Annotated in this window: 15 protein-coding genes; 4 read left to right on the top strand and 11 right to left on the bottom strand. The window is 66.8% G+C overall.

Features of this window, described 5'->3' with window-relative positions; all coding sequences use genetic code 11:
* Nucleotides 1-59: 59 nt before the first annotated feature.
* The 5 genes from ACW5IY_RS10935 to ACW5IY_RS10915 all read right to left on the bottom strand — a co-directional run bounded on the left by ACW5IY_RS10935 (nucleotide 60) and on the right by ACW5IY_RS10915 (nucleotide 5498).
* Nucleotides 60-821, bottom strand: coding sequence for a heme ABC transporter ATP-binding protein (locus tag ACW5IY_RS10935; RefSeq protein ID WP_021201792.1), 762 nt, complete (start codon nucleotides 819-821; stop codon nucleotides 60-62).
* Nucleotides 818-1861 carry an iron ABC transporter permease gene (locus ACW5IY_RS10930; RefSeq protein WP_049436393.1) on the bottom strand — a complete coding sequence of 348 codons (1044 nt, stop codon included), beginning with the start codon at nucleotides 1859-1861 and terminating at the stop codon, nucleotides 818-820. Before ACW5IY_RS10930 ends, ACW5IY_RS10935 begins: the two co-directional genes overlap by 4 nt.
* Complete coding sequence (locus ACW5IY_RS10925; RefSeq protein WP_049436392.1) at nucleotides 1858-2919, bottom strand: ABC transporter substrate-binding protein; 1062 nt, start codon at nucleotides 2917-2919, stop codon at nucleotides 1858-1860. The genes ACW5IY_RS10930 and ACW5IY_RS10925 overlap by 4 nt, the downstream gene beginning before the upstream one ends.
* A gap of 51 nt (nucleotides 2920-2970) precedes the next feature.
* Complete coding sequence (locus ACW5IY_RS10920; RefSeq protein ID WP_049436391.1) at nucleotides 2971-4347, bottom strand: beta-propeller fold lactonase family protein; 1377 nt, start codon at nucleotides 4345-4347, stop codon at nucleotides 2971-2973.
* Between the two features lie 122 nt (nucleotides 4348-4469).
* Nucleotides 4470-5498 carry an alpha/beta hydrolase-fold protein gene (locus ACW5IY_RS10915; protein ID WP_049436390.1) on the bottom strand — a complete coding sequence of 343 codons (1029 nt, stop codon included), beginning with the start codon at nucleotides 5496-5498 and terminating at the stop codon, nucleotides 4470-4472.
* A 280-nt stretch (nucleotides 5499-5778) separates the two neighbouring features.
* On the opposite strand from ACW5IY_RS10915, the gene ACW5IY_RS10910 reads away from it, so the two are divergent.
* Nucleotides 5779-6153: a hypothetical protein gene (locus ACW5IY_RS10910; RefSeq protein ID WP_049436389.1), complete on the top strand. Its 375-nt coding sequence runs from the start codon at nucleotides 5779-5781 to the stop codon at nucleotides 6151-6153.
* 73 nt (nucleotides 6154-6226) lie between these two features.
* On the opposite strand, the gene ACW5IY_RS10905 is transcribed toward ACW5IY_RS10910, so the two are convergent.
* Nucleotides 6227-6616 carry a DUF805 domain-containing protein gene (locus tag ACW5IY_RS10905; RefSeq protein WP_029550756.1) on the bottom strand — a complete coding sequence of 130 codons (390 nt, stop codon included), beginning with the start codon at nucleotides 6614-6616 and terminating at the stop codon, nucleotides 6227-6229.
* A 183-nt stretch (nucleotides 6617-6799) separates the two neighbouring features.
* Here ACW5IY_RS10905 and ACW5IY_RS10900 point away from each other — a divergent pair, with 183 nt between their 5' ends.
* The gene (locus ACW5IY_RS10900; protein WP_049436388.1) at nucleotides 6800-7165 is read left to right on the top strand and encodes a hypothetical protein; all 366 of its coding nucleotides are present in this window, start codon (nucleotides 6800-6802) and stop codon (nucleotides 7163-7165) included.
* A gap of 22 nt (nucleotides 7166-7187) precedes the next feature.
* On the opposite strand, the gene ACW5IY_RS10895 is transcribed toward ACW5IY_RS10900, so the two are convergent.
* From ACW5IY_RS10895 to ACW5IY_RS10880, 4 genes are all read right to left on the bottom strand, one after another.
* Nucleotides 7188-8465 carry a replication-associated recombination protein A gene (locus ACW5IY_RS10895; protein ID WP_239682881.1) on the bottom strand — a complete coding sequence of 426 codons (1278 nt, stop codon included), beginning with the start codon at nucleotides 8463-8465 and terminating at the stop codon, nucleotides 7188-7190.
* A 235-nt stretch (nucleotides 8466-8700) separates the two neighbouring features.
* Nucleotides 8701-9339: an outer membrane lipoprotein chaperone LolA gene (lolA, locus tag ACW5IY_RS10890; RefSeq protein WP_049436386.1), complete on the bottom strand. Its 639-nt coding sequence runs from the start codon at nucleotides 9337-9339 to the stop codon at nucleotides 8701-8703.
* A gap of 111 nt (nucleotides 9340-9450) precedes the next feature.
* A complete protein-coding gene (locus ACW5IY_RS10885; RefSeq protein WP_049436385.1) occupies nucleotides 9451-11394 on the bottom strand; it encodes a DUF3857 domain-containing protein in 1944 nt (647 codons plus the stop codon).
* A 39-nt stretch (nucleotides 11395-11433) separates the two neighbouring features.
* A complete protein-coding gene (locus ACW5IY_RS10880) occupies nucleotides 11434-13794 on the bottom strand; it encodes a DNA translocase FtsK (protein WP_049436384.1) in 2361 nt (786 codons plus the stop codon).
* A 233-nt stretch (nucleotides 13795-14027) separates the two neighbouring features.
* On the opposite strand from ACW5IY_RS10880, the gene trxB reads away from it, so the two are divergent.
* On the top strand, nucleotides 14028-14999 hold the full coding sequence (gene trxB / locus ACW5IY_RS10875) for a thioredoxin-disulfide reductase (protein ID WP_014037154.1): 972 nt from the start codon (nucleotides 14028-14030) through the stop codon (nucleotides 14997-14999).
* Between the two features lie 102 nt (nucleotides 15000-15101).
* Nucleotides 15102-16226 (top strand): GNAT family N-acetyltransferase, encoded by a 1125-nt coding sequence (locus ACW5IY_RS10870; RefSeq protein WP_049436383.1) that lies wholly within the window; start codon nucleotides 15102-15104, stop codon nucleotides 16224-16226.
* Nucleotides 16227-16256: 30 nt separating this feature from the next.
* Here the strand turns inward: ACW5IY_RS10870 and ACW5IY_RS10865 are convergent, their stop codons facing one another.
* Entirely contained in the window at nucleotides 16257-17525 is a 1269-nt protein-coding gene (locus ACW5IY_RS10865) for a hypothetical protein (RefSeq protein ID WP_049436382.1), read from the bottom strand.
* Nucleotides 17526-17558 lie beyond the last annotated feature (33 nt).

Genomic DNA, 17558 nt, shown 5'->3' with positions numbered 1-17558 from the left:
CAGTCCATTGAAGAGAACGAACCGCACATGATACGTCGCCTGGCAGAGCGCGTTGATGCTCAGGTCACCACCACCAGCGGCACCCCGCGCCGCGGATGCTCCAGCACCACCACATCCTGCTGGTAGACCCGCTGCAGGTTGTCTTCGGTCAGCACCTGCAATGGTGTTCCGTCGGCCGCCACCCTGCCCTGCTCCAGCAGCACGATGCGATCGGCATAACCGGCCGCCAGATTCAGATCGTGCAGCACCACGATCACGCACGCACCGGCCTCGGCACAGGCACGCACACTGCGCAGCGTGCGCTCCTGATGACGTAGATCCAGTGCGGCGGTCGGCTCGTCCAGCAGCAGCAACGGGGTGTCCTGTGCCAGCACGCGCGCGAACGTGGTACGCGCGGATTCGCCACCGGACAGCTGCTGCACCTCGCGCAGGCGCAGCGCCTGCAGTTCGGCGGCATCGATGGCCGCTTCCACCTGGGCGTCATCCACCACTGGATCCGGCGGATGTGGCAACCGCCCCATCGCCACCACTTCCTCCACGCTGAAGGCAAAGCGCACGCCGTGCTCCTGTGGCATCACCGCGCGCTCGCGCGCCAGTGGTCCGGCCTTGTAGCTGGCCAGCGGCTTGCCCAGCAGGCTCACCTCGCCCGCATCAGCGCGCAGGTCGCCGGCCGCGACCGCCAGCAGCGTGGACTTGCCCGCGCCATTTGGGCCAACCAGAGCGGTCACCGTACCCGGTTCGAACGCCAGCGAGATACCGTGCAGGATTTCACGCTGCTGGCGGCGGACCACTACCTCATGCAGCTTCAATAGCACGCTCATGGGGCAGCCTTGCGGCGCTGCTGCAGCACCAGCCAGAGGAAGAACGGCGCACCCAACGCTGCCGAGAACAAGCCCAGCGGAATCTCTGCCGGCGGATCCAACGTGCGAGCCGCGGTGTCGGCCACCACGATCAGCAGCGCGCCCAGCAGGCCGGACAACGGCAGCAACCAGCGATGACCGGGACCGACCAGCAGGCGCGCCACGTGCGGCACCACCAGGCCAACGAAACTGATCGAACCGGCAAACGCCACCGCCGCCCCTACCAGCAACGCACTGAACGCCACCAGGCGACGGCGCGTGCGGGTGACATCCAGCCCGAGGTGCTGTGCCTGGCACTCGCCCAGCGCCAGCATGTCCAGCGGCGTGGCCAGCCGCTGCAACGCGAACACGCCAATCGCAAACAACGGCACTACTGCCGCCACGTCGGCCCAGTTGGCGCGCGCCAGCGAGCCCATCTGCCAGAACACCAGCGACTGCAGCTCGCTCTCGCTGGCGATGTACGTGAGGAAACCGATCAGCGCCGAGCAGAACGCGGCCATCGCGATACCGACCAGCAGCAGCGTGGCATTGCCACTGCCCTTGCCGGGCCGCGCCAGCGCGTAGGTCAGGCCGATCGCCAGCGCACCGCCGGCGAACGCCGCCACAGGCACCAGCCAGCCCGCCGCACCCGCAGCGCCCAGCACGATGGCGGCCACCGCGCCCAGCGCAGCACCCTGGCTGACACCGACGATGCCGGGGTCGGCCAGCGGGTTGCCGAACAGGCCCTGCAGGCTGGCACCGGCCATCGCCAGCGACGCGCCCACCATCGCGCCCAACAGGGCGCGCGGAATGCGCAGCTGCCAGACCACGGCGAGGTCGCGGCTGCTGACCGCCTGCGGATCGAGCAGGCCCAGCTTCACCGCCAACGCCTGCATCACCTCCAGCGGCGGCAGCCGCAGCGGGCCCACGGCGAACGAGGCCAGCACCGCACCCAGCAGTGCCAGCAACGCCACCATCAACATCGTCCGCCCGCGACGGCGGCGGCGATCCGCTGGACTCATGCCTTCGGCATCGCCGCGAACGCCTTCGCCAGCGCCTTCGCCAGCGCCAGCGCACCGGCACCGGAGCCGACACTGGTGTACTTCAGCTGCACATCCGGCATTACCCAGACCCGGTTGGCCTGCCCAGCCGGGGTCTGCCTCAGCGTCGGGTACGCCTTCCACAGGCCTTCGGCACCGCCGAACAGCTGCAGATCGTGCTCGGTCACCAGGATCACCTCCGGTGCCGCGGCAACCACGCCTTCATTGCTCAGCTGCGAGTAGTTCTTCACCCCGGCCTCGGTGCCGATGTTGACGCCACCGGCCAACGCGATCAGCTGCGCCGACGCGCTGTCGGCGCCCGCAACGGTCGGCGAGCCACCGGCACCTGTTGCCGAGACATGGATCACTCGTGGCGCATGGCCCAGGCCCTTGCCAATCGCTGCAGCCTCGTCGAGCTGACGCTGCACCTGCGTGGCAAGTGTCTGCCCTGCCTCGGCCAGCCCTAGTGCGGCGGCGACCTTGCGCACCTTGTCCGGGGCCGGCTGCAGGTCATCGATGACCACGGCCGGCTCGCCCACTTCGCGCAGCTTCCTGGCCAGCTCGGTGTGGCGGCGCAGGCTGTTGCCGAGGAACAACGAGCCCTGCAGGCTCAGCACGCCCTCCACGCCAGTGGTTCGGTTGAACAGGAACTGGTGCGGTGCGGCCAGGCCGGCGTGGGTGGTGGTGTTGGTTGGCGCAGCGAACACCTGCTTGCCCAGCCCCAGCGCCTCGATCACCGCGATGACATCGTCACCACCGGCAATGATCCGGCTGGTGTCGGCCACTTCGACGTCGGCGCCATCATCGGAATGCACCTTGGCCGGAAGCACGGCCTTCTGGTCGTGTACGGCCGGCATTTCGGCACCGGCCACACGCTGCCAACCTGCCGGCAGCGCGGTTTCCGCAGCCGCCGCCGTTGCCGCGGGCGGCTCGGCCGGCGCCTTGCCATCGGAGGGAGCCGACGAGCCGCCACAGGCGGCCAGCGCCAGCGAAACGGCCAGCGGGAGCGCACACAGGCGCAGACGGGACGCGATGTTCATGGACGTTCTCCTTGCTGGCAGGGCGACGCGCACGCCGCCCTGCCCTGTGACTTACTGCTTCGGGGTGATACGGGTGATGCGGTCACCCTTCGGGTCTTCAGCGCCACGCGACTTGTTCACCGCGAACACGTTGCCCTTGCCATCGGCGCGGACGTGGTTCGGCAGCGTGCCGCCATCAAGGTTGGCGACCACCTTGCCGTCACCGTTCACCACGGTGACCGTGCCAGCGCCACGGTTGCTGACGTAGGCCAGGCCGGAGGCATCATCGAAGGCGACGTTCAGCGCGCCGGCGCCGACCGGCACATCGTGCAGCACCTTGCCGGCGGCCACATCAACGATCAGCAGGTTGTCGGTGCCCTGCGAGGCCACGTACAGGCGGTTGCGCGCGGCGTCGAAGGCCACGCCCGAGGCACTGATTGAGTTGCCCAGGTCGATGACCTTCTCGACCTTGCCGCTGGCCACATCGATCACCGCCGCTTCCGGGGTGCCGATGCTGACGGTGAACAGCTTGCCAGCCTTTTCGTCCAGCACCAGGCTCATCGGGGTGAACTTGCCGTCATCCACGCCGGATTCCAGCGTCACCTGCGGCAGTTCCTCGAACGTCTTCGCATCGAACACCGACAGATGGTCCTCTCCCGTGGCCGAGGCGAACACCTTGCCGTGGGTGCCGTCGACCACCACGTCACGCGCATGCGGCACGGCATCGATCGGGAACTGGTGGACCAGCGACAGATCCTTCTGGCGATAGACCGCAATCGAATTCTGGCGGGTATTGGTCACCCACACATTGCCGTTGGTGTCATCCACGCCCACGCCATAGACCGCGTACACCGCACCATTGGTGCTGCCCGGCACCTGCGCCGGGGTGATCGCCCTGGTCACCTTCAGGGTCTTCGGGTCCAGCTTCAGAAGCTGCGACTGGGTCACCGGCGGGCGGCCCACGGCCGAGGTGACGAACACGGCATTGCTGGCGGCGCTGTAGGCGGACTGGTACAGGCCCGGCACCAGCTTGTTGGACTGGGTGGCGAACTGCGCCTGGCCGGACAGCGGCAGCTGCGGCGACACGCGCAGCTTCAGCACGGTGGCTGCAGCCGGCTGGCTGGCGCGTACCACCACCGGGTGGGTACCCGGCACCGCATCGCCCGGAATGCTCAGCTGGGTCTTGAAGTTGCCATCAGCATCGACCACCACCGGCTGCGTGTTGAGCACGCTGTCGCCACGCAGCAGGCTGACTTTCTGGCCCGGCACGAAGCCGCGACCGACCACGTCGGCAGTGCTGCCGGGAACCACGTTCTCACCGCGCGAGACGACCTCGCCCTTGAAGGTGGCGTTGGCCGGCTGATCGAACACCGGCTGCGCGGTGGCGGTCACGGCCAGCAACAGGCCGGCGGCGAGAGAGGTAAGACGGAAAGACGGACGGAACGACATGGAAGGCTCCTTGCACACGTAGGCCGCGCCACGTAGCGCGGGATTCATCGGTTGCCTGGGCCGCTGCACGTCGGCAGCCTCGCCTGGGTAGTGGGGTCGCACGACGTCGCGTGCGAAGGGATTCATTCGGCGCCGTTGTCACCACCGCTGGGCGCGCCATCGCCGGCACTGCGGTCGGTTACGCCGTACAGCTCATGCAACGCGGCATGGAACGACGCGGGCAGCATCGGGCCGTGGCCGAGGCCGTCGAACTCGCGGTACTGCACGCTCAGGCCCGGCACCTTGGCCAACCGTTCGGACAACTGCATCGCCGCATCCGGGGTGGCGCCACCGATGCGGCGCAGGTGCGCGACCACGCGCGGATTGTTCATGTCGCGCTTGCCACGATCACCGACTCGCTCGGCGCCGCCCAGCATCAGCCAGAGCTTTGCCGGCTGGCCATGCACGTTCTGCACGAACTGCTGTTCCGGATCACCCAGCGCCGCGCCCTGGCTCCACCACAGCGACGGGCTGGCCGCCAGATAGGACTGGAAGGCGGCGGGACGGGTGTACAGCGCATTGAGCACGAACAACCCGCCCAGCGAGTGCCCCCACAGCGCTTGCTGCTGCGTATTGATGCGTGCACGACGCTCGACTTCCGGCTTGATGCGGCGCTCGATCACATCCAGGAAGGCCGCGGCACCACCACCGACCACCTGGGTTGTACCGCTCTCGTCGTCGGCACGGTCGATCCACGCGGTGTAGTCACGGGTGCGCGCCTTGGAATCGATGCGCAGGTCATTGTCGTAGCCCATCAGCACCAGCACCGGTGGCGCCTTGCACGTGGCCAGTTCGGCCAGCAGCGGCTGGTCCAGGACCATGGCGACGGCGTTCCCGTCCAGCGCGTACAACACCGGGGATGGCGTCTTGCCGGCCTTGGCCGGGATCGCCAGGTTCACCCGCCAACGGCGCTGCTGGTCCGGGCTGTCCACCACGAAATGCTCGAAGCGATAGCTGGCCGCCGGCTCGTCAAGCACGGTGTGGCCGATCTTCTGCAGCGGATTGCGCTGCTGTGCATAGGCATACGGGGTGGCCAGGAGCAGACCCATCATCAAGGCGGCCAGGCCGCGGGCCAGCAGGCCACGGCGCGAAGGCGGGACGAAATGCTTCATCAGCGGCGGCAGAAGCGGCCCAGGGCCGCCGGTTCACAAGGGACCGCAGTCTACCTTAAACGCGAATGATTATCACATCGATCGAACGTCACGCTGTGTATCGCGCGTGCGACGACCCGGTTGCGCTGGGCACGGCATTTCCCCTATTTTGCCGGCCACCGGGGCATTGGATCGCCCCGCTTACAGCGCGGCCACGGAGGGCGGGCACCTGCCGCCGGCCGGGTCGCGTTCATCGCGCCACGACCGCCATGGGATTGGATCCCATGATTGTGAGACCCCCTTGAAGCACACCGCACTGATCGCCCTTACCCTCGGCCTGCTTGCACCGTTGGCCGCGCACGCCGCGCAGGATCTGCCGACGCTCTACCAGGCCTATGAAGAGGCCGGCAATTCGACCCTGAGCATGGAAGAACTCAACCAGACGGTGACCTTCACCGCTGTGGCGCTGGGCGTCTCCAGCAACCTGGCGGGCGAACCGCTCATCGAGGCCGGCGATGACCAGGGCAATGTCCTGGCCCGGCTGACCACCTCCGATGACCAGCAGGCCGCCAGGCTGGGCGCCCTGGAGGAAGGTGCCATCTTCACCGCCAGTTGCACGCTGCAGTTCAGCTCCGGCACGGACTACCTGTCCTTCGGCGATTGCAGCCTGAAGTAACGACGAAGCCGGCGAAATGCCGGCTTCTCTTCCTTGCCTCTGTAGAGTCGAGCCATGCTCGACTCGCGCAGCGTCACGGCCCCGAAGGCACCGGACCATAGACATTCTCCTGCGGCGTGCCCGGCAGCAGCGAGAAGATCATGATCACGATTCCACCGCCCGGCACCAGCGCCAACAGGAACAGCCAGCCCGACTGGTTGCAGTCATGCAGGCGCCGCACGGTCACCGCGATCAGCGGCACGATCGTCGCCAGCCACATCACACAGAGCAGCACCACCATCCCGATCAGGATGCCGGCCAGCGCATCGGGACTGTTGCGCAGCAGGATCGCCAGCACGCCGGCCAGCAGCATCACCGCCGTCGCCACCAGGAACAGGAACAGCTGGTACATCCAATACTCGCGGCGGTTGGCGCGGCCCTCGAACTGGGCATAGCGCTTCAACGGCAGAATCATTTCCTGCACGGCATCGATCCTTGAAAAGAGAAGCCGCGCAGTGTGCCAAATGAACGCGCGCAGGACAATGTAGCGCCGAGCCCTCCTCGGCTACCTTAGTGAGGGACGCCTCCGGGCGCCCCTTCTGTTCCTCACCGCGGCATTTGCGTCAACGCCATTTGCACAGCGCAGCAACATCACTACGCTGGGCAAATGAAGAGCATCCTGATCGCTTTACTGCTGACGTCCGCACTGCCCTCAAAAGAACCTGACTACATAGAGCCCGGCTACATAATGGGCAGCCTCAAGGCAAACCCGCCACCGATGCCTGGCGCACTCAAGGCAGTGGATGCGCAATGGGAAATGGACTACAAGGCGCTGCGCCGCGCCCTGTTAAAGGCTGGGTGGGTCGCAACGCCACGCGAGTATTCTCACCCTACCGTCCAGGGATTCCCCGAGGTCAACTGTGGGCAAGGCTGGCAAGCAGTCTGCTCGTCTGGCTTCCGCAAGGGCAAGCAGGAAGTCTTTCTCTGGCTTCATCCCACAGGCACCAACCTGATCCTAATCGGCGCAGATTGACGTATCCGCCACACAAGCAGGGTCAACGGCCCTTTGCCGCCCGCGCCGCTTCGCGTTCAGCGCGCAACCGATCCAGCTTTTCCTTCAGCTTGATCTCCAGGCCACGCGGCACCGGGTTGTAGTACACCCGTTCGCCCATCGCATCCGGGAAACCGGTCTGGTCCAGTGCGATGCCGCCTTCGGCGTCATGGTCGTACTGGTACTCGGCGCCGTAGCCGAGTTCCTTCATCAGCTTGGTCGGCGCGTTGCGCAGGTGCAACGGCACTTCTTCGGTGCCACTTTCGCGCACGTCGGCCTTGGCCTGGTTGAAGGCCGCGTAGCCCGCATTCGACTTGGCGGTGCTGGCAAGATAGAGCACCAGCTGCGCGAATGCCAGCTCGCCTTCCGGGCTACCCAACCGCTCGTAGATGTCCCAGGCTTCCAGCGCCATGCTCTGCGCGCGCGGATCGGCCAGGCCGATATCCTCGATGGCCATACGGGTCAGCCGGCGCGCCAGGTAGGACGGATCGCAACCGCCATCGAGCATGCGGGTCAGCCAGTACAGCGCCGCATCAGGATTGGAACTGCGTACCGATTTGTGCAGGGCCGAAATCTGGTCGTAGAACTGCTCGCCACCCTTGTCGAAACGACGGGTACGATCGGCCAGCACCTGGGTCAGGGTCTGCGGCGTCATGCGTCCGCCCTCCCCGCCTGCCAGTTCGGCGGCGATCTCCAACAGGGTCAGCGCACGACGCACATCACCATCGGCGGCGGTGGCGATTTCCAGCAGCAGTTCGGGAGCGACCTCGATGCCCTCCTCGCCCAGGCCACGCTCGCGATCACCCAGCGCACGTTCCAGCGCCTCGACGATGTCGGTCGGCGAAACGCCTTCCAGCACATGCACGCGGCAACGTGACAGCAGCGCCGAGTTCAGCTCGAAGGACGGGTTCTCGGTGGTGGCACCGACGAACAGGATCGTGCCGCGCTCGATGTGCGGCAGGAACGCATCCTGCTGCGCCTTGTTGAAGCGATGCACCTCGTCCACGAACAGCACGGTGCGACGGCCTTCGGCGAAGCGCTGCGCGGCCTCGGCCAACACCTGGCGCACCTCCGGCAGGCCGGACAGCACCGCGGAGATGGCACGGAATTCAGCGTCGGAGTACTCGGCCAGCAGCAACGCCAGCGTGGTCTTGCCGCAGCCGGGCGGCCCCCACAGGATCATCGAATGCACGCGCCCGGATTCGACCGCGCGGCGCAGCGCACTATCCGGCGCCAGCAGGCGTTTCTGCCCGACCATTTCGTCGAGGGTGCGCGGACGCATGCGCTCGGCCAGCGGGCGCAGGTGATCCCGATCAACGCTCAGCAGATCGGGGCCGGGGAAGGAAGTGGAGCGATGTCTTGGCACGCGGCTATTGTACCGCGCCGGGTGACCACGATTCCGGTAGTGCCGGCCGCTGGCCGGCAGATCAAGAGCGTGTCAACCAAGGTTGACACCTGCCAAAGCAGATCAAGAGCGTGCCAACCAACGGTTGGCACCCACCAGGGCACGGACTGAATCAATTACCGATGACGTCGGTGCCCTTCGGCGGGGTGAAGCTGAAGGTACCGGCGGCGAAGCCCGGGTTGCGCTTCCAGCCACTGAAGCTGATCACGGTGCGCTGGCCGACCGCGTCGGTGATTTCCATCTTGGCCAGGCCCTGGGCGTTGAAGCCCAGCGCGGCGTACTGGAAGCTGGCTTCGGTTTCGCGCTTCGGCGACAGCGACAGCCACTGCAGGCCATCGCGCTGCGCGGCCTCTTCGCTGACGTCGTATTGCTGCTCCAGCAGCGCCGGGTTGATCAGCGCGGTCAGTGGGCTGTTCTGCTCCTCCTTGCCCTGCTCGCGCACGGTGGCCTGTTCCAGGTCCGGCTCGTACATCCAGACCTTCTTGCCGTCAGCCACGATCAGCTGCTCGTGCGGGCGCACGTATTCCCAACGGAACAGGCGCGGCGCCGACAGGGCCACGCGGCCGCTGGTCGATTCCTTCACCTTGCCGCGGCTGTCAAACACCTGCTGGCTGAACTGGCCATCCAGACCCTTCAGGCCGCTGGTGAAGGTCTTCAGGTCATCGCGGGCGCCTGCCCAGGCGCTGCCGGCGGCGGTGCAGGCCACGGCCAGGGTGGTGGTGGCAAGGAAACGGCGGAGGCGGAAGTTCATGCGGGAATCCTGTGGGCGCGGGCGCCAGGAAAGGTGGTTGCCAGTGTGCCCGGATAAAGATGAATGGGCGATCAGGGCGACATTATGCCGCCCTGAACGTCCATCGGCGATTCAGCCGCCCGAGCCGGGCAGCTTGCCGTACAGCACCTGGCCACGGAAGCCGCGCCGCACTTCGCGATACAGCGCGCGGAACGCCGGATAGTCCCGCGGCTGGCACAGCGCCTCCGGCCCACGCACCGCGTTCTGCTGCAAACGGTGATGCACGATCACGTCCTGCCCCTCGCGACTCCAGTCCACGCGGTACTCGCCGGCAGCATTGCTGAACCGCTGGCTCGCCGGGATGGCGATGATCGGTGCATTGGCCGGGAACTGCAGGCGATAAGTTTCCTCGCGCAGGCTGGCGTTGCAGTAGAACGGCGTTTCGTTGGCCGGCGCCGAGGCAGTGGCGTACAGGCCGCGCACCGACTCGCCACCCGGCGGGTCCGGCACGGCCATGCCGCCGGCCACGCTGAAGTCGGCGTAGTCCTCGGCCTGGAACGCCATGCGATAGCCGAAGGGCCGGGTCAGGTCGCCTGGCACGCCCTGGATCTGCAACTGCCCTCGCCCATCGAAACCGGACGCGGCCATGATCTGCTCTTCAGCACGCGCACGGTTCTGCGCGTTGAGCTGGGAGAACTGGGCGCGCATGCCGATCTCGGCGTTCTCGCCCAGCTTCGGGATCGTCTCGCCGCGCAGGTTGCCGTTGGCGTCGAAGGTGAAACGCACCTCCATCGAGGTGGCGTTGCGTTCGGGCGTGTTGGCCGGGGTGCGTGCCAGCGTGGCGTCGCGTGTGCGCATCACCGGCGCACCCAGGTCACCCTCCGGCAGCTGGCCGAAGCGCGCCCACGCGGTGGTCGAATCGAGGTACAGATCGAATTCGGGGATGTAGGTGATGGCGTGGTTGAAGCGGCCCAGCACCGGAATCTTCGGCAGCGTCGGGCCGCCGCCCGCACCGATCAGCACCGGCGAGCTGGCGATGCCCTTGGCCGCCAGCAGTGCCTCGAGGATCGTCACGTGATCCTTGCAGTCACCATAGTGGTTGTCGAGGATGCTCTGCGCGCTGTTCGGTTCCAGGCCACCGTTGCCCAGGTACACCGCCACATAGCGGATGTTCTGCGCGACCCAGCGATACAGCGCATCAGCCTGCTCGCGACGGTCGCTGATGCCGGCGGTGATCTGGTCGGCCAGCGCCTGCAGTTCCGGCGTGACCTGCGCCGCCGGGCCAGCCTTGAGCTGGTAGGCGCGACCCATCTGCGACCAGTCACGATACGTGCTGGCCATGATGTTCGGGCCGAACTCCCAGCCCGCCGCCGACCAGTTCTGTGCTGGCATGGCTTCACGCCGCTGGTAGCGCCAGCGCCACTGCGCCTGTCCATTCTTGACCGTCGGGCGATCGCTGCCCTGCACGCCGCGGCTGTCGACGAACATCGGCAGGTTGGCCGGTGCACTCAAGGTGACCTCGGCGTCCTCGTACTCGGTGAAGACATTGAAGGTTTCCCACAGGCCGAAGTAGCCGGGGAAGTACGGCGTGGCCTGGGTGCGGCGCACCTGGTAATACAGGCGCGTGCCCGGGGCCAGGTTCGGGAATACGATCACCCTCACCTTGCGGTCGGCATACATTGCCGCCGAGGCGCTGGAGTAGCTCTCCTGGGTGTAGATGCGGTCGGCTGGCACGTCGCGGCGCTGGCCGTCGGCGGTGATGGTATAGGCGCCGAGTACTTCCAGCGTCTCCATCTTCTCGCTGTAGCTCAGCCGCACCTGGCTGAACTGCTCGACCGAGGCCTTGGTCTTGAGCAGGACTTCGTAGGTTTCGGTCTGCACATTGCCCGCGTCCGGCCGCACCTGGTAGTCGGCGCGGTAACGGACAATGCTGAAATTATTGCTGGCTTCGGTATCGCCGCTGGTGGAAGGCGGCGCCGTGGCGGGCGCGGAGGTGGCGGTGTCTGCCAGTGCCGGGCCAGCAGCCAGGAAGGCTGCCAGCGCCAGTGCCAGCGCGCTTGGTACGGGGTGAAGCATGCGTCGGTTCCTTGGACGTCGTGGGGGATACGTCAGGTCTTACTTCGGCGGCGGCGGTGCCAGCACCGTGCGGTCGCCGTTGTGCTCGGGCGAACTGACCACGCCGGCCGCTTCCATGGCCTCGATCAGTCGCGCCGCGCGGTTGTAGCCGATCTTCAGCCGGCGCTGCACGCCGGAAATCGAGGCACGGCGGGTCTCGGTGACCACCCGCAGCGCTTCGTCATACAACGGGTCGGACTCATCGCCGGCAGCGCTGTTCTCGGGCAGGCCGGTGGCGCCGACGACCACGCCGTCACCCATCGTCTGCACTTCGTCCAGCACGCCGTCGACATAGTCGGCGGGGCCCATCGCCTTGAGGTGTTCGACAACGCGGTGGACTTCCTCGTCGGAGACGAAGGCGCCGTGCACGCGCTCGGGCATGGCGGTGCCCGGCGGCAGGTACAGCATGTCGCCGTGGCCCAGCAGGGTTTCCGCGCCGGACTGGTCGAGGATGGTGCGCGAGTCGATCTTGGAGCTGACCTGGAAGGCGATACGGGTCGGGATGTTGGCCTTGATCAGGCCGGTGATCACGTCCACCGACGGGCGCTGCGTGGCCAGGATCAGGTGGATGCCGGCCGCACGCGCCTTCTGTGCGAGGCGCGCGATCAGCTCTTCCACCTTCTTGCCGACGATCATCATCATGTCGGCGAATTCGTCGATGAAGATGACGATGAACGGCAGTGTCTCCAGCGGCCGCGGCGCCTCGCCCAGCTCCGGGTTCGGCTTGAACAGCGGGTCCATCAGCGGCTGGCCGGCGTCCTGGGCTTCCTTCACCTTCTTGTTGAAGCCGGCCAGGTTGCGCACGCCCACCGCGCTCATCAGCTTGTAGCGGCGCTCCATTTCGGCCACGCACCAGCGCAGGCCGTTGGCAGCCTCCTTCATGTCGGTGACCACCGGCGCCAGCAGGTGCGGAATGCCCTGGTAGACGCTCAGTTCGAGCATCTTCGGGTCGATCATCAGCATCCGCAGGTCTTTCGGCGAGGCCTTGAACAGCAGGCTCAGCACCATCGCGTTGACCGCCACCGACTTGCCCGAACCGGTGGTACCGGCCACCAGCAGGTGCGGCATGCGCGCCAGATCGGCCACGGTCGAGCGCCCGGCGATGTCCTTGCCGAGCGCCAGGGTCAGCACGCTGGCCGACTTGTCGTATTCCTTCGAGCGCAGCAGCTCGGACAGGTAGATCATCTCGCGGGTGACGTTGGGAATTTCCAGGCCGATCACCGACTTGCCCGGAATCACATCGACCACGCGCACCGACTTCACCGACAGGCCGCGCGCGATGTCCTTGTCGAGCGAACTGATCTGGCTGACCTTGATGCCCGGCGCGGGCTCGATCTCGAAGCGGGTGATGACCGGACCGGGGTTGGCGCCGACCACCTGGGCCTCGATGCGGAAGTCCTTCAGCTTGAACTCGATCTGCCGCGACAGCGCGTCCAGGGTTTCCTTGTCGTAGCCCACCGGCTGCGGCTTGGGGTCGTCCAGCAGGGCCAGCGGCGGCAGGTCCGAGCCGTCGCCGTTGACGCCACGGAACATCGGGATCTGCGTGTCCCGCTTGGCCCGATCACTCTTCTCGATCACCGGCTCCGGGCGCGGCTCGATCTTCACCGGCTCGCGCTTGGCGCGCACCTCGGCGTCGGCCTTGCGCACTTCCTGGCGCTCCTCGCGCATCACCCGCGTCTGCTGCCACTCGGTGACTTCTTCCTTCTTGCGCGCCAGCAACGGCGCCAGTGACATCACCCCGCGGCCGATCTTCTCCATCACCGTGAACCAGGACAGCCCAGTGGCCAGGGTGATCGAGGCCAGCAGCAGCACCAGCACGAACAGGTTCGCGCCCAGCGCGCCGAAGCCCACCGTGAGCGAGTTGCCGACCAGCTTGCCGAGGATGCCGCCGGCACTGGAGACATCGCCACTGAACAGGCGCACATGCAGGAAGCCGGTGCCGGCGATCAGGAAACCGACCAGGCCAACCAGGCGCAGCGCCGGGTCCAGGTCGTTCTCGCCCTTGCTCTCGCGCTTGAGGCCGAACATGGCGATCCACGCCAGCGCGCCCAGCACCACGGGCAACAGGAAGGCGATGTAGCCGAACAGCTGCAGCAGCACGTCGGCGATCCAGGCGCCGGCGCGGCCACCCAGGTTGTGCACCGGCGCGACCACGCTGCCGGTATGCGACCAGCCCGGATCAGTCGCTGAATACGTGAAGAGACTGGCCGCCAGATACAACAGGGCCGGCGCGATGGCGATCAGGCCCAGATCGCGCCAGAGGCGCTGGCGGCGTGGATTGTCGGTCGTCGCCGCCGCGGCCGTGCGACGTGACGCCTTGCTGTCGTCGGACTTGGAGCGTTCGGGGACCTGCTTCGCCACCTTAGACCATACCTTTGGAATGCGCTGTTAGTGATTGATAATAAATGAGACGGCGTCAGTTTTCAGTTATGCGACATCCGACAGGGCATTCAGAGCGCCGGAACCACCGCTGGATGACGGCGTTCTGTTCATCGGCTTGAATCGCCCTGTCCCAGCCGCCACTCTATGACCTGCCACGGATGCTGCGCAAATATCGCCAGCGCCTTGTCCCATCTACCTTTTCGCGAGTTTACATGAGCACCAGCCTGCCCTCCCGCCACCAGCGCCTCGTCATCCTCGGTTCCGGCCCGGCCGGTTGGACCGCCGCCGTCTACGCCGCCCGCGCCAACCTGAAGCCGGTCGTCATCACCGGCCTGCAGCAGGGCGGCCAGCTGATGACCACCACCGAGGTGGACAACTGGCCGGGTGACGCCCACGGCCTGATGGGCCCGGACCTGATGGCGCGCATGCAGGCCCATGCCGAGCGCTTCGAGACCGAGGTCATCTTCGACCACATCCACACCGCCGACGTGTCGCAGCGCCCGTTCAAGCTGATCGGCGACAGCCACGAGTACACCTGCGATGCGCTGATCATCGCCACCGGCGCCACCGCCAAGTACCTGGGTATCCCGACCGAAGACGAGTTCAAGGGCCGCGGCGTCTCCGCCTGCGCCACCTGTGACGGCTTCTTCTACCGTGACCAGGACGTGGTCGTGGTGGGTGGCGGCAACACCGCCGTGGAAGAGGCCCTGTACCTGTCCAACATCGCCCGCAAGGTCTACCTGGTCCACCGCCGCGACACCCTGAAGGCGGAAAAGATCATGCAAGACAAGCTGTTCAAGAAGGTGGCCGAAGGCAAGATCGAGACCGTCTGGCACCACCAGGTGGAGGAAGTGCTGGGCAACGACGCCGGCGTGACCGGTGTGCGCGTAAAGTCCACCCTGGACGGCAGCACCCGCGACATCGACGCCCACGGCTTCTTCGTGGCCATCGGCCATCACCCGAACACCACCCTGTTCGACGGCCAGTTGGCGATGAACAACGGCTACCTGGAAATCCGCTCGGGCCTGGGCGGCAATGCCACCCAGACCTCGGTGGAAGGCGTGTTCGCCGCCGGCGACGTGGCCGACCAGCACTACCGCCAGGCGATCACCTCGGCCGGCTTCGGCTGCATGGCCGCACTGGACGCCGAGCGCTACCTGGACGCACAGGGCAAGGCCAGCTGAGACGCTGACCCGCTTCTGTAGGGTTGAGCCATGCTCGACTCCGGATAGAAGGCCGACGCCAGTGCGTCGGCCTTTCTGTTTCATCTGCCCTATCCTTCCCTCATGCCCTCCCCCCGCTTCCTCGACTCCCTGCAGTCCATTGCCGCAACCGACTGGGACGCCCTGCACGACGGCTGCAATCCCTTCGTCAGCCATGCCTTCCTTTCCGGGCTTGAACAGCACGGTTGCCTGCGCGAGGACTGGGGCTGGCAGCCCCGGCACTTCACGCTGTGGGAGAGCGGCACGCTGGTCGGCGCCATTCCGGGCTACCTGAAGACCAATTCGCACGGCGAGTTCGTGTTCGACCATGCCTGGGCCAATGCCTATGCCCGCCATGGCCGCGACTACTACCCGAAGTGGCTGGGCGCGGTACCGTACTCGCCAGTCACCGGCCCTCGCCTGCTGGCCCGTCACGATTCAACGCGCGCCACATTGCTGTCGGCATTGCGCGAGGCGCTGCCCGCGCTGCACGTATCCTCGGCCCATATCAACTTCCACACCGCCAGCGATGAAGCTCTGTTCGGTGACGACTGGCTGCTGCGCGAGGACGTGCAGTTCCAGTGGCAGAACCCGGGCGACTGGGCCACGTTCGACCAGTTCCTCGCTGCGATGGACCACAAGCATCGCAAGAACATCCGCCAGGAACGGGCCAAGGTCACCCGCCAGGGAATCACGTTCCGCGCGGTACATGGCGACGAGGCCAGCCGCGCCGACCTGCAGGCGATGTACCGCTTCTACCTGCAGACGTTCCTTGAGTATGGCAACGCCCCGGCCCTGACCGAGGCCTTCCTGCGCCATCTGGCCATTTCATTGGGTCGCGGGCTGGTGCTGTTCCTGGCCGAGCAGGACGGCGAGCCGATTGCCGGCGCGCTGTGCCTACGCGGTGGCGATACGCTGTACGGCCGCTACTGGGGCGGCGCCACCCTGCCCGGCCTGCACTTCGAGGCCTGCTATTACCAGGGCGTCGAATACTGCCTGCGCGAAGGGCTGACCCGTTTCGAACCCGGCGCACAGGGCGAGCACAAGCTGGCGCGGGGCTTCCTGCCTGCGCTGGTGCGCAGCCGGCACTGGGTGGCGGATAAGGACTTCGCAGAAGCGCTGCAGGACTGGTGCCGGCAAGAGCGGCAGAGTGTGCGGCGGTACCAGCAGGAGCTGCGGGGGCATGGGCCGTTCCGCGCAGGAGCGTAGAGTCGAGCTTGCTCGACTTAGGCGCTGTGCTCAGGTGCACTGCCAGAAATGCCCACTCACCCGGCATTTCGCGCACCAGAAGGTGTAGAGCATGCCGCCGCTGCCCCATAGCAGCGCGCCTCCACCGGTGGTCGGCAGCGTCGAATCCAGCTGCATCACGAAGGGCATTTCCTCGCCGCAATCCGAGCACGCTGGGTACCAGGCACTCTGCACCCAGCTTGGCGCACCGCCCACGCGCGACAGGTTCTGCCGATGATTGGACTGGCCCCAGTCCTGCTGCTCCCACCGCATGGTGTCCATGGCGACCAGGCCGACCTCGGCCTGCATCAGGTCACCGCTGTCGGTCGGCGTGGCCGGCACCTCCAGACGCTGACTGGGGTGGCAGCTGGGCAGGCCGCTGGCATCGTGGCGATAGAAACGCACGGGCGGATCTTCCCAGCCGCAGCAGTCCAGGCACAGGCCCAGCGTGATCTCACCCGCCGCGCCCGGCTGCAGCGCGGCAGCGTCGGTTCGCAGCAGGCGCTGCAGCGGTGCATGGCAGCTGCCACACAGCGCTTCCAGCGGTCCTCCCATATGCCCGGCGTGACGCACCTGCCCACCATTCCAGGTCGGGTGCAGGCGCCAGATACGCTTGCGCCAGCTCGGCTCGTCCGCCTGCTGCGCGCGATGCTGCTCGCGGCCGAAGCGGATGTGCAGCGGTCGCTCCCCATGCAGGCGCCGCGGTTGCGGTCCGTCGGCGACGCCGACCCAGTGCGCCCAGACCTCGGCGTCCAACCGCCCCCAGTCGACCACGTAGCCGCGGGCAATGGCATAGGTCTCGGGCTGGGCGACGAGCAGCAGCGCGCTGGCCCGCGCCATCTCGCGATCGTCATCGGCCTCAGACAGGATCTGCGCCCACTGTGCAGAAATGGCAGAGGGCAGGCCCTGCCATACCTGCGAAGCCAGCTGCAGCTCGTCTTCGGTGGCCAGCGCCAGCAAGGCCTCCCAGTCGTCCTGCAGCACCTGCGGCGCCTGGTAGCTCGTGAATTCGATCACGCTGGACAGCAGTTCGCCGCGCTCGCCATCCCGATAGCGGCGCCAGGCCTCGGCACAGACCGGCACAATCGCTTCATCGGGCAGCAGATCCAGCGCCATGTCGAGAAAGGCCGAGCTGGGTGAACGCCGGGCAAGGGCCAGCAGCATCAGCGCACCGAGCTGGCCGGGCTGTTCAGTGGCCAGCGCCAGCAGCATGCCCTGGCTGTCGTTGCGCGTGCGCGGGGTATCGTGCACATCGAGGATGGCGGTGATCGCGTCACTCATGCGTGGGCTCCTTGCCGTTGGACGCTGATGGTG

The organism is Stenotrophomonas sp. C-A, from assembly GCF_054030835.1.
Note: the sequence above shows the minus strand (reverse complement) of the source record. Positions and strands in the feature narration are given on the sequence as shown.

What these genes read in the sequence shown, in the direction of transcription:
- ACW5IY_RS10915 (WP_049436390.1), bottom strand. Translation starts at nt 5,498, where the DNA reads ATGAAGCATTTCGTCCCGCCTTCGCGCCGTGGCCTGCTGGCCCGCGGC.
- ACW5IY_RS10865 (WP_049436382.1), bottom strand. Translation starts at nt 17,525, where the DNA reads ATGAGTGACGCGATCACCGCCATCCTCGATGTGCACGATACCCCGCGC.
- trxB (WP_014037154.1), top strand. Translation starts at nt 14,028, where the DNA reads ATGAGCACCAGCCTGCCCTCCCGCCACCAGCGCCTCGTCATCCTCGGT.
- ACW5IY_RS10895 (WP_239682881.1), bottom strand. Translation starts at nt 8,465, where the DNA reads ATGCGTCCGCGCACCCTCGACGAAATGGTCGGGCAGAAACGCCTGCTG.
- ACW5IY_RS10920 (WP_049436391.1), bottom strand. Translation starts at nt 4,347, where the DNA reads ATGTCGTTCCGTCCGTCTTTCCGTCTTACCTCTCTCGCCGCCGGCCTG.
- ACW5IY_RS10930 (WP_049436393.1), bottom strand. Translation starts at nt 1,861, where the DNA reads ATGAGTCCAGCGGATCGCCGCCGCCGTCGCGGGCGGACGATGTTGATG.
- ACW5IY_RS10870 (WP_049436383.1), top strand. Translation starts at nt 15,102, where the DNA reads ATGCCCTCCCCCCGCTTCCTCGACTCCCTGCAGTCCATTGCCGCAACC.
- ACW5IY_RS10935 (WP_021201792.1), bottom strand. Translation starts at nt 821, where the DNA reads ATGAGCGTGCTATTGAAGCTGCATGAGGTAGTGGTCCGCCGCCAGCAG.
- lolA (WP_049436386.1), bottom strand. Translation starts at nt 9,339, where the DNA reads ATGAACTTCCGCCTCCGCCGTTTCCTTGCCACCACCACCCTGGCCGTG.
- ACW5IY_RS10925 (WP_049436392.1), bottom strand. Translation starts at nt 2,919, where the DNA reads ATGAACATCGCGTCCCGTCTGCGCCTGTGTGCGCTCCCGCTGGCCGTT.
- ACW5IY_RS10900 (WP_049436388.1), top strand. Translation starts at nt 6,800, where the DNA reads ATGAAGAGCATCCTGATCGCTTTACTGCTGACGTCCGCACTGCCCTCA.
- ACW5IY_RS10885 (WP_049436385.1), bottom strand. Translation starts at nt 11,394, where the DNA reads ATGCTTCACCCCGTACCAAGCGCGCTGGCACTGGCGCTGGCAGCCTTC.